The organism is Streptomyces sp. NPDC058576 (genome assembly GCF_042718715.1).
Classification (GTDB): Bacteria; Actinomycetota; Actinomycetes; order Streptomycetales; family Streptomycetaceae; genus Streptomyces.
The window spans coordinates 1-16,275 of the sequence record NZ_JBHXPF010000097.1; the positions used below are offsets into that span (position 1 = coordinate 1).

The 16,275-nt window shown below is 73.6% G+C and carries 15 protein-coding genes; 8 read left to right on the forward strand and 7 right to left on the reverse strand.

Translation table 11 applies throughout. The features are described from left to right. Window positions 1-132: 132 nt before the first annotated feature. Window positions 133-2,559 carry a PQQ-binding-like beta-propeller repeat protein gene (locus ACFWRV_RS34950; protein ID WP_384340040.1) on the reverse strand — a complete coding sequence of 809 codons (2,427 nt, stop codon included), beginning with the start codon at window positions 2,557-2,559 and terminating at the stop codon, window positions 133-135. Window positions 2,560-2,883: 324 nt separating this feature from the next. After that, entirely contained in the window at window positions 2,884-3,693 is an 810-nt protein-coding gene (locus ACFWRV_RS34955) for a VOC family protein (protein WP_384340011.1), read from the reverse strand. Window positions 3,694-4,034: 341 nt separating this feature from the next. Between ACFWRV_RS34955 and ACFWRV_RS34960 the strand changes: the two genes are divergently transcribed. Next, window positions 4,035-4,682 (forward strand): TetR family transcriptional regulator, encoded by a 648-nt coding sequence (locus ACFWRV_RS34960; RefSeq protein ID WP_384340013.1) that lies wholly within the window; start codon window positions 4,035-4,037, stop codon window positions 4,680-4,682. 167 nt (window positions 4,683-4,849) lie between these two features. On the opposite strand, the gene ACFWRV_RS34965 is transcribed toward ACFWRV_RS34960, so the two are convergent. Beyond that, the gene (locus tag ACFWRV_RS34965) at window positions 4,850-5,350 is read right to left on the reverse strand and encodes a nitroreductase/quinone reductase family protein (RefSeq protein ID WP_384340015.1); all 501 of its coding nucleotides are present in this window, start codon (window positions 5,348-5,350) and stop codon (window positions 4,850-4,852) included. Continuing rightward, the gene (locus ACFWRV_RS34970; protein WP_384340017.1) at window positions 5,347-6,558 is read right to left on the reverse strand and encodes an acyl-CoA dehydrogenase family protein; all 1,212 of its coding nucleotides are present in this window, start codon (window positions 6,556-6,558) and stop codon (window positions 5,347-5,349) included. Before ACFWRV_RS34970 ends, ACFWRV_RS34965 begins: the two co-directional genes overlap by 4 nt. A gap of 165 nt (window positions 6,559-6,723) precedes the next feature. Between ACFWRV_RS34970 and ACFWRV_RS34975 the strand changes: the two genes are divergently transcribed. The 4 genes from ACFWRV_RS34975 to ACFWRV_RS34990 all read left to right on the forward strand — a co-directional run bounded on the left by ACFWRV_RS34975 (window position 6,724) and on the right by ACFWRV_RS34990 (window position 10,333). Beyond that, entirely contained in the window at window positions 6,724-7,926 is a 1,203-nt protein-coding gene (locus tag ACFWRV_RS34975) for an acetyl-CoA acetyltransferase (RefSeq protein WP_384340019.1), read from the forward strand. Window positions 7,927-8,010: 84 nt separating this feature from the next. Then, on the forward strand, window positions 8,011-8,682 hold the full coding sequence (locus tag ACFWRV_RS34980) for a pyridoxal 5'-phosphate synthase (protein ID WP_384340021.1): 672 nt from the start codon (window positions 8,011-8,013) through the stop codon (window positions 8,680-8,682). A 128-nt stretch (window positions 8,683-8,810) separates the two neighbouring features. Further along, a complete protein-coding gene (gene htpX, locus ACFWRV_RS34985) occupies window positions 8,811-9,719 on the forward strand; it encodes a zinc metalloprotease HtpX (protein ID WP_384340022.1) in 909 nt (302 codons plus the stop codon). A gap of 20 nt (window positions 9,720-9,739) precedes the next feature. Continuing rightward, a complete protein-coding gene (locus tag ACFWRV_RS34990; RefSeq protein ID WP_384340023.1) occupies window positions 9,740-10,333 on the forward strand; it encodes a hypothetical protein in 594 nt (197 codons plus the stop codon). A gap of 46 nt (window positions 10,334-10,379) precedes the next feature. Here the strand turns inward: ACFWRV_RS34990 and ACFWRV_RS34995 are convergent, their stop codons facing one another. Further along, a complete protein-coding gene (locus ACFWRV_RS34995; protein ID WP_384340025.1) occupies window positions 10,380-11,597 on the reverse strand; it encodes a cytochrome P450 in 1,218 nt (405 codons plus the stop codon). 344 nt (window positions 11,598-11,941) lie between these two features. Here ACFWRV_RS34995 and ACFWRV_RS35000 point away from each other — a divergent pair, with 344 nt between their 5' ends. Next, window positions 11,942-13,195, forward strand: a complete 1,254-nt coding sequence (locus ACFWRV_RS35000) for a cytochrome P450 (RefSeq protein ID WP_384340026.1) — start codon at window positions 11,942-11,944, stop codon at window positions 13,193-13,195. A 173-nt stretch (window positions 13,196-13,368) separates the two neighbouring features. On the opposite strand, the gene ACFWRV_RS35005 is transcribed toward ACFWRV_RS35000, so the two are convergent. Further along, on the reverse strand, window positions 13,369-13,782 hold the full coding sequence (locus tag ACFWRV_RS35005; RefSeq protein ID WP_384340028.1) for a Zn-ribbon domain-containing OB-fold protein: 414 nt from the start codon (window positions 13,780-13,782) through the stop codon (window positions 13,369-13,371). Window positions 13,783-13,799: 17 nt separating this feature from the next. Then, a complete protein-coding gene (locus ACFWRV_RS35010; RefSeq protein ID WP_384340029.1) occupies window positions 13,800-14,252 on the reverse strand; it encodes a DoxX family protein in 453 nt (150 codons plus the stop codon). A 201-nt stretch (window positions 14,253-14,453) separates the two neighbouring features. Here ACFWRV_RS35010 and ACFWRV_RS35015 point away from each other — a divergent pair, with 201 nt between their 5' ends. Further along, entirely contained in the window at window positions 14,454-15,650 is a 1,197-nt protein-coding gene (locus tag ACFWRV_RS35015) for a flavin-containing monooxygenase (protein WP_384340031.1), read from the forward strand. Window positions 15,651-15,850: 200 nt separating this feature from the next. Then, window positions 15,851-16,198, forward strand: coding sequence for a VOC family protein (locus ACFWRV_RS35020; protein WP_384340033.1), 348 nt, complete (start codon window positions 15,851-15,853; stop codon window positions 16,196-16,198). Window positions 16,199-16,275: the final 77 nt, after the last annotated feature.

Here is a 16,275-nt window from a genome sequence, read left to right on the forward strand (position 1 = left end):
GGAAATCAAGCCCGTCCGGCGATTGAGGACATCTTTGAGCCCGTCCGGCGCTTGAGGACGCCTTTCCAGCCCGTCCGGCGCTTGAGGACGCCCTTCCAGCCCGTCCGGCGCTTGAGGACAAGAGGGCCGGGCTCAGGTCCTCGCCCTGTTTCCCGTGCCCGTGCCCTTCAGCGCGTCCAGCGCGTACACGCAGCGGTCCTTGCTGCACGCGTACACCACGCCCGCCCGGGCCACGGGCGAGCCCGTGATCTCGCCGCCCGTCGCCAGCTTCCAGCGCAGCTGGCCCCCCGCCGCGTCCAGCGTGTACAGCACGTGGTCCGCCGAGCCGAAGTGGACCCGGCCGTCGGCCACCACCGGGGACCCCACCACGTCGCCGCCCGCCGCGAAGCGCCACTTCGGGGTGCCGGTGACCGCGTCCAGGGTGTACAGCGCGCTGCCGCTGCCGACGTGCACGTTGCCCACCGCGACCAGCACCGGTTCGATGGAGGACCGGGCCTCCGTGGCGATCCGCCAGCGGTCCTTGCCGGTCGCCGCGTCCAGCGCGTACACCGTGCCGAGGTAGTCCGCGAGGTACACCCCGCCGCCGGTCACCGCCGGACCCGGCGCGAACGCGGGCGGGGAGAGGAAGACCGCGGGCGACTCGAAGTGCCAGCGCACCCGGCCGGAGCCGGTCTCCACCGCCAGCACCCGGGTGCCCGCCGCGATGTAGACGTAGCCGTCGGGAGCCGGGGTGACCCGGACCGGGACGCCGCCGCAGGAGGCCGCGTCGCCGATCGGGTACGACCAGCGCTCCAGGCCCGTACGGGCGTCCAGCGCGCGCAGCCGGGCGTCCTGCCAGACGTACACCGAGCCGTCGTGGATGACCGGGCCGGCCTCCGCCGTCTCGAAGTCGCTCTGCGCACCGGTGACTTCCCACAGCTTCTCGCCGCTGGACGCCTCCCAGCCCTGCACGCCGCCGCCCCGGGTCGCGGTCAGGACCGTGCCCCGGTCGGCCTTGAGCGCGTACACCCAGGCGTCGGTCGAAAGACGCCACTGCTCGGCGCCGGTCGTGGCGTCCAGCGCGTACAGCGAGGGGCCGTCCGAGGCGTGGATCCTGCCGCCCTCGACAGCCATCGCCCAGGCCACGTCACGGGTCTTGAACTGGCGTCGCCCGTTGCCCACGTCCAGCGCGTGGACCTCGAAGGACGTCACGTAGAGCAGATCGCCGGAGACGACGGGCGTGCCCCACACGTCGTTGGACATGCGGAACCGCCAGGGCCGCCAGCGGTCGGGGGCCGGGGCCGCGCCGTCCGGGGCGGGCCCCGGGGCCGGGACGGGGGCGGTGGGCGCAGTGGCCGCGACCGACGACGAACCGTTGACCCCGGCGGGCGGGCGGACCCACCCGGTCGCGGCGGCCGGGTGCGCGGCGGCGGCCCCGCGGCCCTCCCCCGCACGCGGGCCGGGGCCGATCGGCACCTTGGCGCCGGGGAGATGGACGGGCCCGCTGTCGGGAGCGGCGGAGGGGCCGGGGCCCGCGGCGGCCCCGCCGGGCATCTGCGAGGGCGGGTCCAGCGGGGAGGGCGAGCGCAGGTCGGCCCCGCTGCGCCACGCGGTGTCCCGCTCCGGCGCCCGGGGAGGCTGCCGCGGGGGCGGCGGGGGTACCGCCGGGGCGGGCGGGGCGGTGCGCCCGCCGCCCCTGCGCCGTTCGATCATCGCGGTGGCCCGGGACGGCAGCCAGGCCGAGGCCGTACCGCTGTCGTCGCTGCCGGAGGCGAAGAGGTGCGGGGCGAGCTGCGCCTGGAGGTCGGCGGGGCTGGGCCGCCGGGTGGCGTCCATCTGCATGCAGGACTCGATCAGCGGCCGCAGGTCGTCCGGCAGCCCTTCCAGGTCGGGCCCCTCGCGCAGCAGCATGAACACCGTCTCGACCGGGTTGGCCCCGTGGAAGGGGGCGTGCCCGGTGGCGGCGAAGACGAGCGTGGAGCCCAGCGAGAAGATGTCGCTGGCCCCGGTGACGCTGCGGGAGTCCCGGGCCTGTTCGGGCGACATGTACGCGGGCGTGCCGACGGCCACGTTCGTCATGGTGAGGCGGGTGTTGGAGACGCCGGACGCGATACCGAAGTCGATCACCCGGGGGCCGTCCTCGACGACGAGGACGTTGGACGGCTTCAGGTCGCGGTGGACGAGACCCGCGCCGTGGATGGACTGGAGGGCCTCGGCGATGCCGGCGGCCAGCCAGCGCACCGCCTGCGTCGGCATGGGACCGCACTCGTTCACTATCTCTTCGAGCGAGGGTGCGGGCACATAGGCGGTGGCGAGCCAGGGCACGGCCGCCCGCGGGTCGGCGTCGACCACGGCGGCGGTGTAGAACCCGCTGACCGCGCGGGCGGCCTCGACCTCGCGCGTGAAGCGGACCCGGAAGAGCTGGTCCTCGGCGAGCTCGGTCCGCACCGTCTTGATCGCCACCCGCCGGCCGGACGCCGAGCGCGCGAGATAGACCAGCCCCATGCCGCCGGCCCCGAGCCGTCCCAGCACCTCGAACGGGCCGATCCGTCTCGGGTCGTGCTGCGTCAGCTGCTCCACCACTTGCCTGCCACCTCCCCGTAGACGGACCTCGGCGACGAAGTCCGCGAATTACCGCCCGTTACTGCCCGGTCGAATCCCGCTCCGCGCGGCGCGCCCCGTGCAGGGTCTCACCACTGGGCATCACCTGGCGGTACGCACCCCGATTCTTCCTGGCGCGGGCGTCGGTTGCGAACCCGGGGGCGGATCGGGGTGTCCCATGTCACTTCATCCCGTATCCCCCCACACCGGTTCACCGAACCGGTTCCCCGCACCGGTTCCCCGCACCGGTCACGGGAGCACGCGCGGAGACGGTGAGCACTCACGGAGACCGTACGGAGACGGTCACGGCAGCAGTTCGCTGGGCTGCAGTACGGCGAAGGCGGCCCCCTGGTCGTCGTGGAGCACGGCCATGCGCCCGTAGGGGATGTCGAAGGGCGGCTGGGCGACCCGGCCGCCGAGCTGTACGGCGAGTTCGGCGGCGGCGTCGCAGTCGGCGACGGCGAAGTAGATGAGGAAGTAGCTCGGCATCTCGGCCGGGAACGCGTCCGTGATGACGCTGCGGCCGCCGACGGCGGTGTCCGGGCCCGGGTCGGCGCCCTCGGGGGACCACATCCGGAAGTCGACGAGCGCCTCGGCGTCGTCGGACACGTCGTGGCCCGCCTCGTCCAGGTCGGTGCCGTGGAAGCCGAAGACCTTCTCGTAGAAGGGGTCCACCCGGTCCGGCTGCCGGGTGTAGACCTCGGTCCAGCAGAAGGAGGCGGGGTCGTTCTGCTTCTCGAAGCCCGCCCGCTCTTCCGGCTGCCAGAGCCCGAAGACCGCGCCCCCGGGGTCGGCCGCCTCGGCGACGATTCCGGCGCGGCCCGCCCGCACCGGGTCGGTGATGATCTGGCCGCCGTGCTCGCGGATCGCGGCGACGGTGGCCCGGATGTCGTCGGTGGAGAAGTAGACGCCCCACGCCGTGGGCATCCGGCCGTCCTTCTTGGCGGCGAGCGCGGCGACCAGCCGGCCGTCGCTGAGCGCGTCCGCGAAGGGCATGCCGTCGCCTGCCTGGAAGGTCCAGCCGAAGAGCCCGCCGTAGAAGCGCTTGCCCGCTTCGAGGTCCGAGAGCTGCACGTCCGCCCAGCACGGCGCGGAATGCGCGAATGCGGCCATGGGACCGGGTCCTTCCGTAGCAGAGACGCCGCAGCGTCGTGACGCCCGTCACAGTCAACGTAACGTCGACCCCGGCCCCGCGCGCCCCGGACGCACCTATAGGGAACATTTGCCTGATTGGTGAAGCACCCGCTCACCATGTGGACGAAAGTTGTCCACCGAAGTTGTCCACAGGCTGTTGATAACATTTACTCCGGAGCGACGTCTCCCGCTCCGGGGCCCTCGCGCGCCGCGGCCGAAAACCGCCCCCGCTCGCCCCCGCGCACCCCGCCGGTCCTGCTGCGTTCCCCATTTGCAGTCGGCCGAATCGCGCTCCCATCACCCCTCGGTAAGCTGACGGCATGACAGGACAAGTACGCACCGTCGACGGCCGCGTGGCCGGTCGACGCGGTCAGGCGACGCGGCAGAAGCTGCTCGACTGCCTCAGCGAGATGCTCAGCTCCTCGCCGTACCGGGACGTCAAAGTCATCGACGTCGCCCGGAAGGCCGGGACTTCACCCGCGACTTTCTACCAGTACTTCCCCGATGTGGAGGGCGCCGTCCTCGAAATCGCCGAGGAGGTCGCCAAGGAGGGCGCCGGACTGACCGAACTGGTCGCCGGACGCTCCTGGGTCGGCAAGGCCGGCTGGCAGACCTCCGAGCAACTCGTCGAGGGATTCCTCGACTTCTGGCGGCACAACGACGCGATCCTCCGGGTGATCGACCTCGGCGCGGCCGAGGGGGACAAGCGGTTCTACAAGATCCGCATGAAGATCCTGAACTCGGTCACCAACTCCCTCACGGATTCCGTGAAGGAGCTCCAGAGCAAGGGCAAGGTCGACAAGGACGTCAGCCCGGCGGCGATGGCGGGCTCGCTGGTGGCGATGCTGGCCGCGGTGGCCTCGCACCAGAAGGGCTTCACCACCTGGGGCGTGAAGCAGGCCGAACTGCGGCCCAACCTGGCCCTGTTGGTCCATCTCGGCATCACCGGCAAGAAGCCGACGAAGTAAGCGGTCCGGGGTGCGGGAGGCCACTGGTCCCGGACGCCCCCGGACGCCGGGCGGGCACCCGCCCACCCGGACGCCCCACGTCCTGTCTCACCGACGGCGGACCACCCACGCACCCCCGCGGCTGGTCCGCCGTCGGCGTCCCCGGACGCTCCCGGCCGGCGCCCCCGCTACCGCCGCTCCAGCCGGAACAGCCGGATCCGCCGCTCCACCCGTCGCTGGTACGCCGCATAGGGCGGCCAGAACGCGAGCGCGGCCTCCCACACCCGGGCCCGGTCCTCACCCTCCAGCAGGGTCGCGCGTACGGGGATGTCCCGGCCGCGCCAGTTGACGACGGCCTCGTCGGGGCGGGCCAGCAGGTTGGCGGTCCAGGCCGGGTGACCCGGACGGCCGAAGTTGCTGCCGACCAGGATCCAGGCGCCTTCCGCCTCCCCCTCCGGCATGCAGGCCAGCGGAGTGGTCCTCGGCCGGCCCGTGCGCGCCCCCGGCACCGTGAGGACGAGCCCCGGCAGCATCCGGGCGCTGAGCAGCACCTTTCCCCGGGTGAGCCGGTGCACGGCCCGGTCCAGGGCGGGGACCACGTGCGGGGCGATCCGCGCGAAGGCCCGGGTCGAGGAGACCTTCTGGATCAGGCGCGCGGCGCGGGCGGGGACGGCGGGTGCGGGGCTCACCGGACGCCGGTCCCGGGTGCGGCGGCGAGGGACACCCGGTCGGCCCCGAAGAGCCCGGCCCGCTGCGCCGCGTGGTCGCGCAACCGGTGGACCGGGCCGAAGAGCAGTTCGTCGCCCGCCGCCCGCTTGAGGTAGCGGTGCGCCTCGTGCTCCCAGGTGAAGCCGATGCCGCCGTGCAGCTGGACGGCCTCACCGGTGGTGATCCGGGCCGCCTCCAGGGCCTGGGCGAGGGCGAGCGGACCGGCCTCCGGGTCCCGGGCCGCGTGGTACGCGGCGGAGCGGGCCGCCTCGACCCGTACGTACAGGTCGGCGAGGCGGTGCTTGACGGCCTGGAACGAGCCGACGGCCCTGCCGAACTGTTCGCGGGCCTTCACGTACTCCACGGTGCGCTCCAGGGCGCTCGCCGCCGTGCCGACCGCCTCGGCGGCGAGGATCGCGGCGGCCGCGCGCCCGGCGGCGGCGAGCGCGGCGGCCGCGTCGGCGGTGTCGTCGGCGCCGAGCAGCTCGGCCGGGGTGTCGCGCAGTTCGACGCGGGCGAGCGGGCGGGTCTCGTCGATCGCGGTGAGCCGGGTGCGCGCCAGCCCCGCCGCGTCGCCGGGGACCAGATACAGCTGCGTACGGCTGCGCGGATAGCCCCCGGCGTGGGCGGCGACCAGCAGGAGCCCCGCGCTGTGCCCGTCCAGGACCCGGTCGGCCTCCCCGTAGAGCCGTCGCACCTCTCCCTCCCCGGGCCCCCGGGCCTGGATGCCGCCGGCCCGCCCGCCGCCCGCCCAGCTCCCGTCGAGGTTGTCGCCGGTGAGGCCGAGGGCGGTGGCGAGCGAGCCGCCGGGGACGGCGAGGGCGGCGGTCAGGGTCCCGTCGGCGATCCGGGGCAGCAGGGCGGCCCGCTGCGCGGGGGTGCCGAGGGCGGCGATCAGGGGTGCGGCGAGGGCGGCGGTGGCGAGCAGCGGTGAGGGCAGCAGCGCCCGTCCGGTCTCCTCGCAGGCGAGGGCCAGCTCGGTGGCCGTGCAGCCGGCCCCGCCGTACTCCTCCGGGAGCGCGAGGCCCGGCAGCCCGAGGTCCCCGGCGAGCCTGCGCCACAGGGCCGGGTCGTAGCCCTCGGCGGTGCGCACGGCGGCGGGGATCGCGTCGGGTCCGCCGTGCCGGGCGAGGAGTTCTCGCAGGGTGCGGCGGATCTCGTGCTGTTCCGCGGTGAAGGCGGCGTCCATCTGCGGGCTCCTTCCACCCGGGGACCGGGCGGCCCCCCAATCTGACGAGTCGTCATGTTAAGTGCGCGGGAGGGGAATTCACAGACTCGCGCACACGGTCGGGCGATACGTGGCGGCCGCTCGCACACGGTTGCGGCCCTACTTATCTGATGTACCGTCAGATTCATGCCATCCGACCCTGCCTCCCCCACGACGACTCGCTCCCGCCGTCCCCGCAAGGTCGCCGTCGTCGGCGTATCGCTCGCGGACTGCGGTCGCGTCGACGACGCCACGCCGTACGCCCTGCACGCCCAGGCCGCCCGCCGCGCGCTCGCCGACTCCGGCCTGGACCGCTCGGTCGTCGACGGCTTCGCCTCCGCGGGGCTCGGGACGCTCGCCCCGGTGGAGGTCGCCGAGTATCTGGGGCTGCGGCCCACCTGGGTCGACTCGACGGCGGTGGGCGGCGCGACCTGGGAGGTGATGGCCGCCCACGCGGCGGACGCCATCGCCGCGGGCCGGGCCCGGGCCGTGCTCCTCGTCTACGGGTCGACGGCCCGGGCCGACATCAAGGCGGGGCGCCGCACGTCGAACCTGTCGTTCGGGGCGCGGGGGCCCTCGCAGTTCGAAGTGCCGTACGGGCACAGCCTGATCGCCAAGTACGCGATGGCCGCCCGCCGCCACATGCACGCGTACGGCACCACGCTGGAGCAGCTGGCCGAGGTGGCGGTGACGGCACGGGCGAACGCGGCGGCGAACCCGGAGGCGATGTTCCGGGACCCGATCACGGTGGACGACGTGCTGGCGGGCCCGATGATCGCGGACCCCTTCACCAAGCTGCACTGCTGCATCCGCAGCGACGGGGGCTGCGCGGTGCTGCTGGCCGCCGAGGAGTACGTACCGGACACGGCGAAAGAGCCGGTGTGGATCCTGGGGACCGGGGAGCACGTCTCGCACGCCACGATGTCCGAGTGGGAGGACTTCACGGTCTCCCCCGCCGCCGTCTCCGGCCGCCTGGCCTTCGAACGGGCCAGGGTCCGGCCCGCCGACATCGACCTGGCCGAGATCTACGACGCGTTCACGTACATGACGCTGGTGACGCTGGAGGACCTGGGGTTCTGCGCGAAGGGCGAGGGCGGGGCGTTCGTCGAGAAGGGCCGCACCGGGCTGCGTGGCGAGCTCCCGGTGAACACGGACGGCGGCGGCCTGTCCGCCTGCCACCCCGGGATGCGCGGGCTGTTCCTGCTGGTGGAGGCGGTACGGCAACTGCGCGGTGAGGCGGGGCTCCGGCAGGTGCGGAAAGCCGGGGGCGGGCTGCCGGAGCTGGCGGTGGCGTCGGGGACGGGCGGCTGGTTCTGCTCGTCGGGGACGGTGGTGCTGGGGCGGGGGTGAGGGTCGCGGCGCGAAGTCGGACACCGCCGCCCCCAGCTTCTGTGCGGCGGCGCGAGGATGGGCCCGTACGGTCCAATAGCGACCATGAACGCACCGACCCCGCGCCCCTTCGCCGACCTCCTGCACGCGCAGCGCGTCTGGGACACCGAGCTGCCGCCCTTCGACCCGGAGGCGGCCCCGCCCGCGCCCCTCCCGCTCTTCCACGCCTGGTTCGCCGAGGCCGTGGCGGCGGGGCAGCCGGAGCCGCACGCGATGTCGCTGGCCACGGCCGACGCCGACGGCCTCCCCGACGTACGCACCCTGCTCCTGCACGACGCGGACGAGCGGGGCTGGCACTTCGCCAGCCACGCCACCAGCGCCAAGGGCCACCAGCTCGCCGCCCACCCGCACGCCGCCCTCGGCTTCTACTGGCCCGCGCAAGGCCGGCAGGTGCGGGTCCGGGGCCCGGTCGTCCGCTGCACCCCCGCCGAGAGCCACGCCGACCTGCACGCCCGGTCCACCGGGGCACTCGCCGCCGCGCTGACCGGGGCGCAGAGCGAGGTCGTCGGATCGGTGGCGGAGCTGCACCGGACGGCGGACGCGGCCTGGGACCGGGCGCGGGCGGAGCCGGACACGGAGGCCCCGACCTGGACCCGGTACGTGGTCGGGCCGGCCGAGGTGGAGTTCTTCCAGGGCGACGCCCGGCGCCGCCACATCCGGCTGCGCTACCGCCGCACGGCGGGCGGCGGCTGGACGCGGGAGCTGCTCTGGCCCTGACCGGCGCGACTCCGGTCCTGACCCGTGCGATTCCGGCCCTGACCGGTGTAAGCGACACCTTTATCCGGTTCTCACCGTAAAGGGGCACTATGGGAGTCAGGTGAGAGGTGAGCTGTTGGGAGGCACCGATGCCACGAGCCCGTTCGCGCTACGCCCCCGACCGGGGCCTGACCGGTCGCATGGTCACCACCATGTTCCTGATCGGTCTGCTCTACGTCGTCTTCGTGGGCGTGCTCCTCGCGGCGCTGCGGGGCTCCTGGCCGATCATCCTGATCATCACGGGCGGCCTGTTCGTCGCCCAGTTCTGGTTCAGCGACCGCATCGCCGCCTACGGCATGGGGGCCCGCGAGGTCACCCCCGAGCAGGCCCCCGAGCTGCACGGCACCATCGACCGGATCTGCGCCCTGGCGGACATGCCGAAGCCCCGGGTGGCCATCGCCGAGAGCGACGTACCGAACGCGTTCGCCACCGGCCGCAGCGAGAAGACGGCCCTGGTCTGCGCGACGACGGGCCTGCTCCGCAGGCTGGAGCCGGAGGAGCTGGAAGGGGTCCTCGCCCACGAGATGTCGCACGTCGCGCACCGGGACGTCGCCGTCATGACGATCGCCTCGTTCCTGGGCGTCCTGGCCGGGATCATCACCCGGATCGCCCTGTGGGGCGGCTTCGCGCGCAGCCGCCCCGGCAACGACCCGGCGGGCATCCTGCTCCTCCTCATCCCGCTGATCAGCGCCGTCGTGTACGCAATCAGCTTCCTGCTGACCCGGCTGCTCTCCCGCTACCGCGAACTGTCCGCCGACCGGGCCGCCGCCCTGCTCACCGGCCGCCCCTCCGCGCTCGCGGCCGCCCTGACGAAGGTCAGCGGGCAGATGGCCAGCATCCCGACGGAGGACCTGCGCAAGGCCGAGCCGTACAACGCCTTCTACTTCATGCCGGCGTTCTCGGCGAAGGAGAGCCTGGGCCGGCTGTTCTCCTCCCACCCGACGCTGGAACAGCGCCTGGACCAGCTGTCCCGCATCTCCACCGACCTGTCCCGGTAAGTCTTCAAGGAGTTACGCCCGTGGGCCTGCTCGACGCCATCCTCGGCCGCAGCAAACCCGTCCGCCCCGACCTCGACCAGCTCTTCGCCGTCCCCTCCGCCGCCCTCACCCTCCAGGCCGCCACCGGCTTCACGCCGACCGGCCTGGGCTCGGTCTGCTTCGCGGGCGTGGAGGGGGGCGGCTTCGCCCGGCTCCAGGAGGACGTACGGGAGCTGCTGGACGCGGACACGGAGCGCGGCGGCATCCCGGTGGAGTTCAGCCGGGACGCGTACGGCTACACCTGGCTGCTCGCCCGCCACCCGGCCGACGACACGGCGGGCCTGGTCAACGACCTGCACGCGGTCAACACGATGCTCCAGGACGGCGGCTTCGGCCCGCACCTGCTGTGCTCGCTGATCGGCTTCCGGGACACGGAGGGCTCCGACGGCCGGTCGCTGGCGCTGGTCTACCTCTACAAGCGCGGCACGTTCTATCCGTTCGCCCCCCTGCCGGGCGACGCCGAGAAGCGGGACAACCAGCTGGAGCTCCAGGTGCGGGGCGCCCTCGGCGACGACCTCCGGGTGGAGAAGGACCTGTCCCGGTGGTTCCCGGTGTGGGGTGCGCCGGGGCTCTGACACGTCGCGCCGGGGCGGCGGGCCTCCGCCCCGTCCGCCCAGCAGGTCACCACCGGACCGGGACCTTCCGCTCCCCCCGCACGAACAGCCCCGACATCCGGTCCCCCGGCACCCCGTCCGGGCCGAGCGTCGGGCAGCGGGAGAGGAGGGTGCGGAAGACGATGCGCCCTTCGAGGCGCGCGAGCGGGGCGCCCAGGCAGTAGTGGATCCCGTGGCCGAACGCCAGGTGCCCCCGGTCCCCGGTCCCCGTGCGGCGGATGTCGAAGCGGTCCGGTGCGGCGAAGCGGGCCGGGTCCCGGCCGGCGTCCCCCAGGGCGATCAGGACCACGGCACCCGCGGGCACGGACCGGCCGCCGATCTCCACCGGCTCCACGGCCACGCGCGGCGGCGCGGTCTCCACCGGGGCGTCGTAGCGCAGCATCTCCTCCACCGCACCCTCCACGAGGCCGTCCAGGTCGCTGCGGAGGAGGGCGAACTGGTCGGGGTGCGCGAAGAGCGCGCGGACGCCCTTGCAGATGAAGTTCACCGTGGACTCGTGCCCGGCCAGGAGCAGCAGGAGCGCCATCGACAGCAGCTCGTCCTCGCTCATCCGGTCCCCGCCCTCGTCGACCGTATGGATGAGGTCGCTGAGCAGGTCGTCCGCCGGTGTCGCGCGCTTGGCGGCGATCAGGCCGCCGAGATACGGCACCGCCTCCGCCTGTGCCGCCCGCGCCGCCGCCGCGCCGGTGGGTGCGGTGATCTCGTCGGACCAACCCCGAAAGGTGTCCCGGTCCAGGTCCGGGATGCCGAGCAGCTCGCCGATGACGGTCATCCGCAGCGGGTAGGCCAGCGCATCCACGAGGTCGGCGCGACAGTCGTCAGCGGCGAGCATCGCGGTCACCAGCTCGTCGGTGACGTCCTGGATGCGCGGGGCGAGAGCGGCGACGCGGCGCGGGGTGAACGCCCGGGCGGCCAGCCGCCGCAGCCGGGTGTGGTCCGGCGGGTCGCTCAGCAGCATGTGGGCGTTGCCGGGGCCGTCGGTGGCGGGCGGGGCTTCGATGCCGGTTGCCAGGTGCCCGTTGCGCGGCCAGTCGCGGCTGAGCCGGGGGTCGGTGAGCGCTTCCCGGCAGGCGTCATGGCCGACGACGAGCCAGAACCGGTCCTTCTCCCCCGCGCGGATCTCGTGAACGGGCCCTCTGGCCCGCAGCACGGCATAGGCGGGATACGGATCGGAACCGAAGTCCGGATCGATGTCGAGGAGATCGACCGCGGCCGGTTCCGTCACAACAGCTCCCCCTGGTGGGTCCGGATGGGACCGTTCGGATCGCCCGGCCCCTCTCCCGTCAACCTTTCTGCCGTCATCGCGAGTTGTTGAAACTTTTCCTGTAACTCTGTTTATCAACAGTCCCTTTGGGCTATGCCTGACACCGTTGCTGTTCCCCATGACAGAGGAGGCGTCTGATGGCCAAGCGCATTCTGTACAAGGCTGCGAGCAAGCTCGGCTTCACGACCAAGGGAGCCGCCGGGGCCTACCCCTGGATCCCGTAACACCGGCAGCACGTCAGCCTTGACGAACGGCCCGGCCCCGCCTGTCGGGACCGGGCCGTTCTCCGACCCAGGGGCGTCACGTTGACCGAACAGACCATGCCCCGGCCCCCGGTCCGTACGGGCGCGACACAGGCCGGGCTGATGGAGCAGTACGAGAAGGACCGCCTCGGCCATCTCCTGGCCTCGGTCGAACGGTACGGCCCGGTGGTGGAGCTGACCGAGGGCACCGTCCTGGTGAACGACCCGGCCGCCGTCCACGACGTACTCCGCCGCAACAACACCGACTTCCTCGTCACCGGCAACATCCGGCGCGACGAGGTCAGCGGAGTGCGCGGCGACCCGGCCACCGAAGCGTGGATGCGGGGCCGGCGCGCCACCCGGAAAGGCATGTCGCCCCCGGCGCTGGAGACCCACCGGGCCTGGCTGGCCGAGGAGACCGAGCGGCTCTGCGACCGGTGGCGGGCGCGTTCCTCCGTCACCGACCCCGTCGCCGACCTGGAGCAGCTTTCCGCCCGCTCCTTCGCCCGCTTCTGCTTCGGCACCCGAGACGCCGGATCCGCCGCCCCGCGCACCGGCGACCTGCTGAACGCGCTGACCCCGCTGATCAGCAGCCCGTTCCACTTCCCGCCCGCCGTACGCCGCTTCCTGCCCCGCTACCGCCGGTCGGTCAGCGCGCAGAAGAACCTGGAGGCGGAGCTGCGACGGGCACTCCACGGGCCGGGCGAGGGCGGGCTCGTCGACTCACTGGCCGCCGCCGGGCTGGACGCCGAGGCGACCGTACGCATGCTGGTCTCCAACGGCCTGGCCTCCTACCGGGTCCCGGCCGCCGCCGTCACCTGGGCCCTGGTGGCGCTGGCCCGCGAGCCGGAGGTCGCCGAGGAGTGCGCCGCCGCCGTGGACCCGGGCAGCGGCGCCGCCACCCCGGACATCCTGCGCTGGACGATCGCCGAGTCGCTGCGCCTGTGGCCGCCCAACTGGCTGATCCTGCGCACGGCCAACGGCGAGCAGAGCTGCGGCGGGTGGAGCGTACCGGCGGGTGCGGCGGTCATGATCTCGCCGTACGTCATGCACCGCACGGCACCGGTGTTCACCGACCCCATGGCGTTTCGCCCGCACCGCTGGGCATCGCTCCAGCCGGCTGCCGGGGAGTACCTCCCGTACGGCATCGGCAGCCGCTGGTGCGTCGGCAAGGCGCTGGCCGACCTGGAACTGGCGACCGTCCTGTCCACCCTGGTGGCCCGGTTCCGCTTCACCGTGGAACACATGGACCCGCTGCCGGACGTACGGACGACGCTGCTCCCGGCGCGCCTCACCCTGGGGCTACGGGCCCGCTGACGGTGGCGTGGTCCAGGAACGCGGTCCCGGCGGCCGGGGCGACGGCGGAGGTGGGGCCGCCGGTGACCTCGGAGACGCGGATGTGGCGGGTGCGGGGACAGAGGCGACCTCTCCGCGGGCTTCGCCCGGAGGCCCAGCCGGCTCAGGCGGCCCAGGAGTGACCCCGGCGGGCCTCAGCCCGCCGGCCGGAAGACCGGTACGGCCTCCCCGCCGCCCTCCCCCGCGCCCCGGAACGTGACCGTCAGCTCCTTACCGATGCGGAGGTCGCCGGGCGCGCACTCCACGACCTCCGTCATCATCCGGGGCCCCTCGGCCAGGTCGACCACGGCCGCGACGTACGGGACGCGGTCCCCGAAGGGCGGCAGGTCGTTGCGGTGGACGACGGACCAGGTGTAGAGGGTCGCCTCCCCGCTCGCGCGCTCCCAGCCGACGTCCTCGCTCCAGCAGTACGGGCAGAACTCGCGCGGGTAGTGATGCGCCCGGCCGCACCCGGCACAGCGGCGGATCAGCAGCCGCCCCTCCGCCGCCGCGTCCCAGTACGGGCGGGTGAAGGCGTCCGGCTCGGGGAGGTCGAACCGCGGGGCCACCGCACGCTCCGGGGGCGTCACAGGAACAGCCCCAGCGCCGCGTCCAGGGACCAGGTCTGCCACGCCATCGCGAACAGGGCCACGAGCGAGATCAGCGCCATCATCGCGTTCTGCCCCTGCTCGGCCCAGTCGTGGATCATCAGGACCAGGTAGAGCAGGTTCAGGAGGAGGCCGGCGATCAGGGCGACCGGGGTCAGGAAGCCCGTCACCAGGCCCAGCCCCAGAGCCAGTTCGGCGTAGACGACGACGTACGCGATCAGCTTCGGGCGCGGTTCGACGACCCGCCGGAACCCCGTGCGCACGACGCCCCACCGGTGCTTGCCCGCGACGTCCGCCGCCCAGGCGATCCCCGTGCCCCGCTCGAACCAGCCCTTCCGGTCCTTGTGCCGCCAGCTCTCCAGCCACCACAGGCCGAGGCCTATGCGCAGGACGGCGAGCCATTCCGCACCGCCGAGCCAGATCGTCTGCATCGGGCCTCCCGGTCGTTCATTTCTGACGGTACGTCAGTTCAGCGGACGGGAGGCCGCTCGCGCAAGAGGTCTGCACGGCCGGCCGGCGGGTTACGGGTCAGCCGCGTCCGATCACCCCAGCGCAGCGCTCGTGATCAATTCGCAATCGATTTCCCTCTTGACCGAGACCCATCAACAGAGCGGGCGATTACGCTCCGAACCATGCCCAACAGCCCGTCCCCCGCAGACAGTCACGACGCCGTGGCCCTCACCGACCGTACGGACGACCGGCCCGTCTATGTCATCGGCGGCGGCCCTGGAGGCCTCGCCACCGCTGCCGCGCTGCGCGCCCGGGGCGTACGGACGGTGGTCCTGGAGAAGTCGGACCGGGTCGGCGCGTCCTGGCGCGGCCACTACGACCGGCTGCACCTGCACACCACCCGCCGCTGGTCGGCGCTGCCGGGGCTGAAGATGCCCCGGAAGTTCGGGCGTTGGGTGGGCCGGGACGACGTGGTGCGGTACCTGGAGAAGTACACCGAGCACCACGAGCTGGAAGTGGTGACGGGCGTCGAGGTGACCCGGATCGACCCGGACCCCGACGGCTCCGGGGACTGGCGGCTCACCGCGACGGGCGGCCGGGTCCTGCGGGGCCGCGCGGTCGTCGTCGCCACCGGCTTCAACCACACCCCGCGCATACCGCAGTGGCCGGGCCGCGACACGTTCACGGGCGAGCTGCTGCACGCGGCGGAGTACCGGAACCCGGCCCCGTACGCCGACCAGGACGTCCTGGTCGTCGGCATCGGCAACACGGGCGCGGAGATCGCGGCGGACCTGGCGGAGGGCGGGGCCTCCCGGGTGCGGATCGCGGTGCGCACCGCCCCGCACATCGTCCGCCGCTCCACCGCCGGCTGGCCGGCCCAGGCGACCGGCATCCTGGTCCGCCGGCTGCCGGTACGGCTCGTCGACCGGGCGGGGGCCGTGATGTCCCGGATCGCCGTGCCCGACCTGGCGGCGCAGGGCCTCCCGCGCCCCGCCACCGGGCTCTACTCCCGGGTCCGCCAGGGCGCGATCCCGGTCCAGGACGTGGGGCTCATCGACGCGGTGAAGACCGGCCGGGTCACCCCGGTGGCGACGGTCGCCTCCTTCGACAAGGACACGGTGGTCCTGGCCGACGGCACGCGCCTCACCCCGGACGCCGTCATCGCGGCCACCGGCTACGACCGCGCCCTGGAGCCGCTGCTCGGCCACCTCGACGTGCTGGACGGGCGGGGCCGCCCGGTCGCCCACGGCGGCCGCTCACCGAAGGGGGCCCCCGGGCTCCACTTCACCGGGTTCACCAACCCGATCAGCGGGATGCTCCGCGAACTGGCCCTGGACGCCGAGAGGATCGCGAAGAGGGTGGCGCGGGATTCGCGTTGAGGACGGCCGGCCGGACGGGCCTCGTCATCCGGGCGGCCGCCGTACGAGTGGTCCGACGCGGTGGGCTGTCGGGACCCCTGGCATAGGCTGCGCCCCGTGAGCGATGTCCACGAGGACCTGACGCCGACCGCCCTCGAAGCCGTCGAAGCCGTCGACGGTCGGGCCGACCTGCCGCACGCCCTACCTGCTGGGAGCCGATGATGACCGTTCGCCGCGTCGTGCCCAACCTCCGGACGGATGCCGTCGAGGAGAACCGGGACTTCTACGGTCTCCTCGGCTTCGAGGAGGTCATGAACCTCGGCTGGATCACGACCGTCGCCTCGCCGTCCCGCCCGCGGGAGCAGGTCAGCTTCATGACCCACGACCTGACCGGCCCGGTCGCTCCCGACCTGAGCGTGGAGGTGGACGACGTGGACGCGGTCCACGCCGCCGTACGGGAGAGCGGCGCGGAGATCGTCCACCCGCTCCAGGACGAGGAGTGGGGCGTACGGAGGTTCTTCGTCCGGGACCCCGACGGCCGGGTGGTCAACGTGCTCAGCCACCGCTGACACCCGGCCGGTCCGGCAGGGCCAGGGCTTTTCGTGGCGATGAGGGCGGTGCCCGCGCTCCCGGGCGGATCCGGACG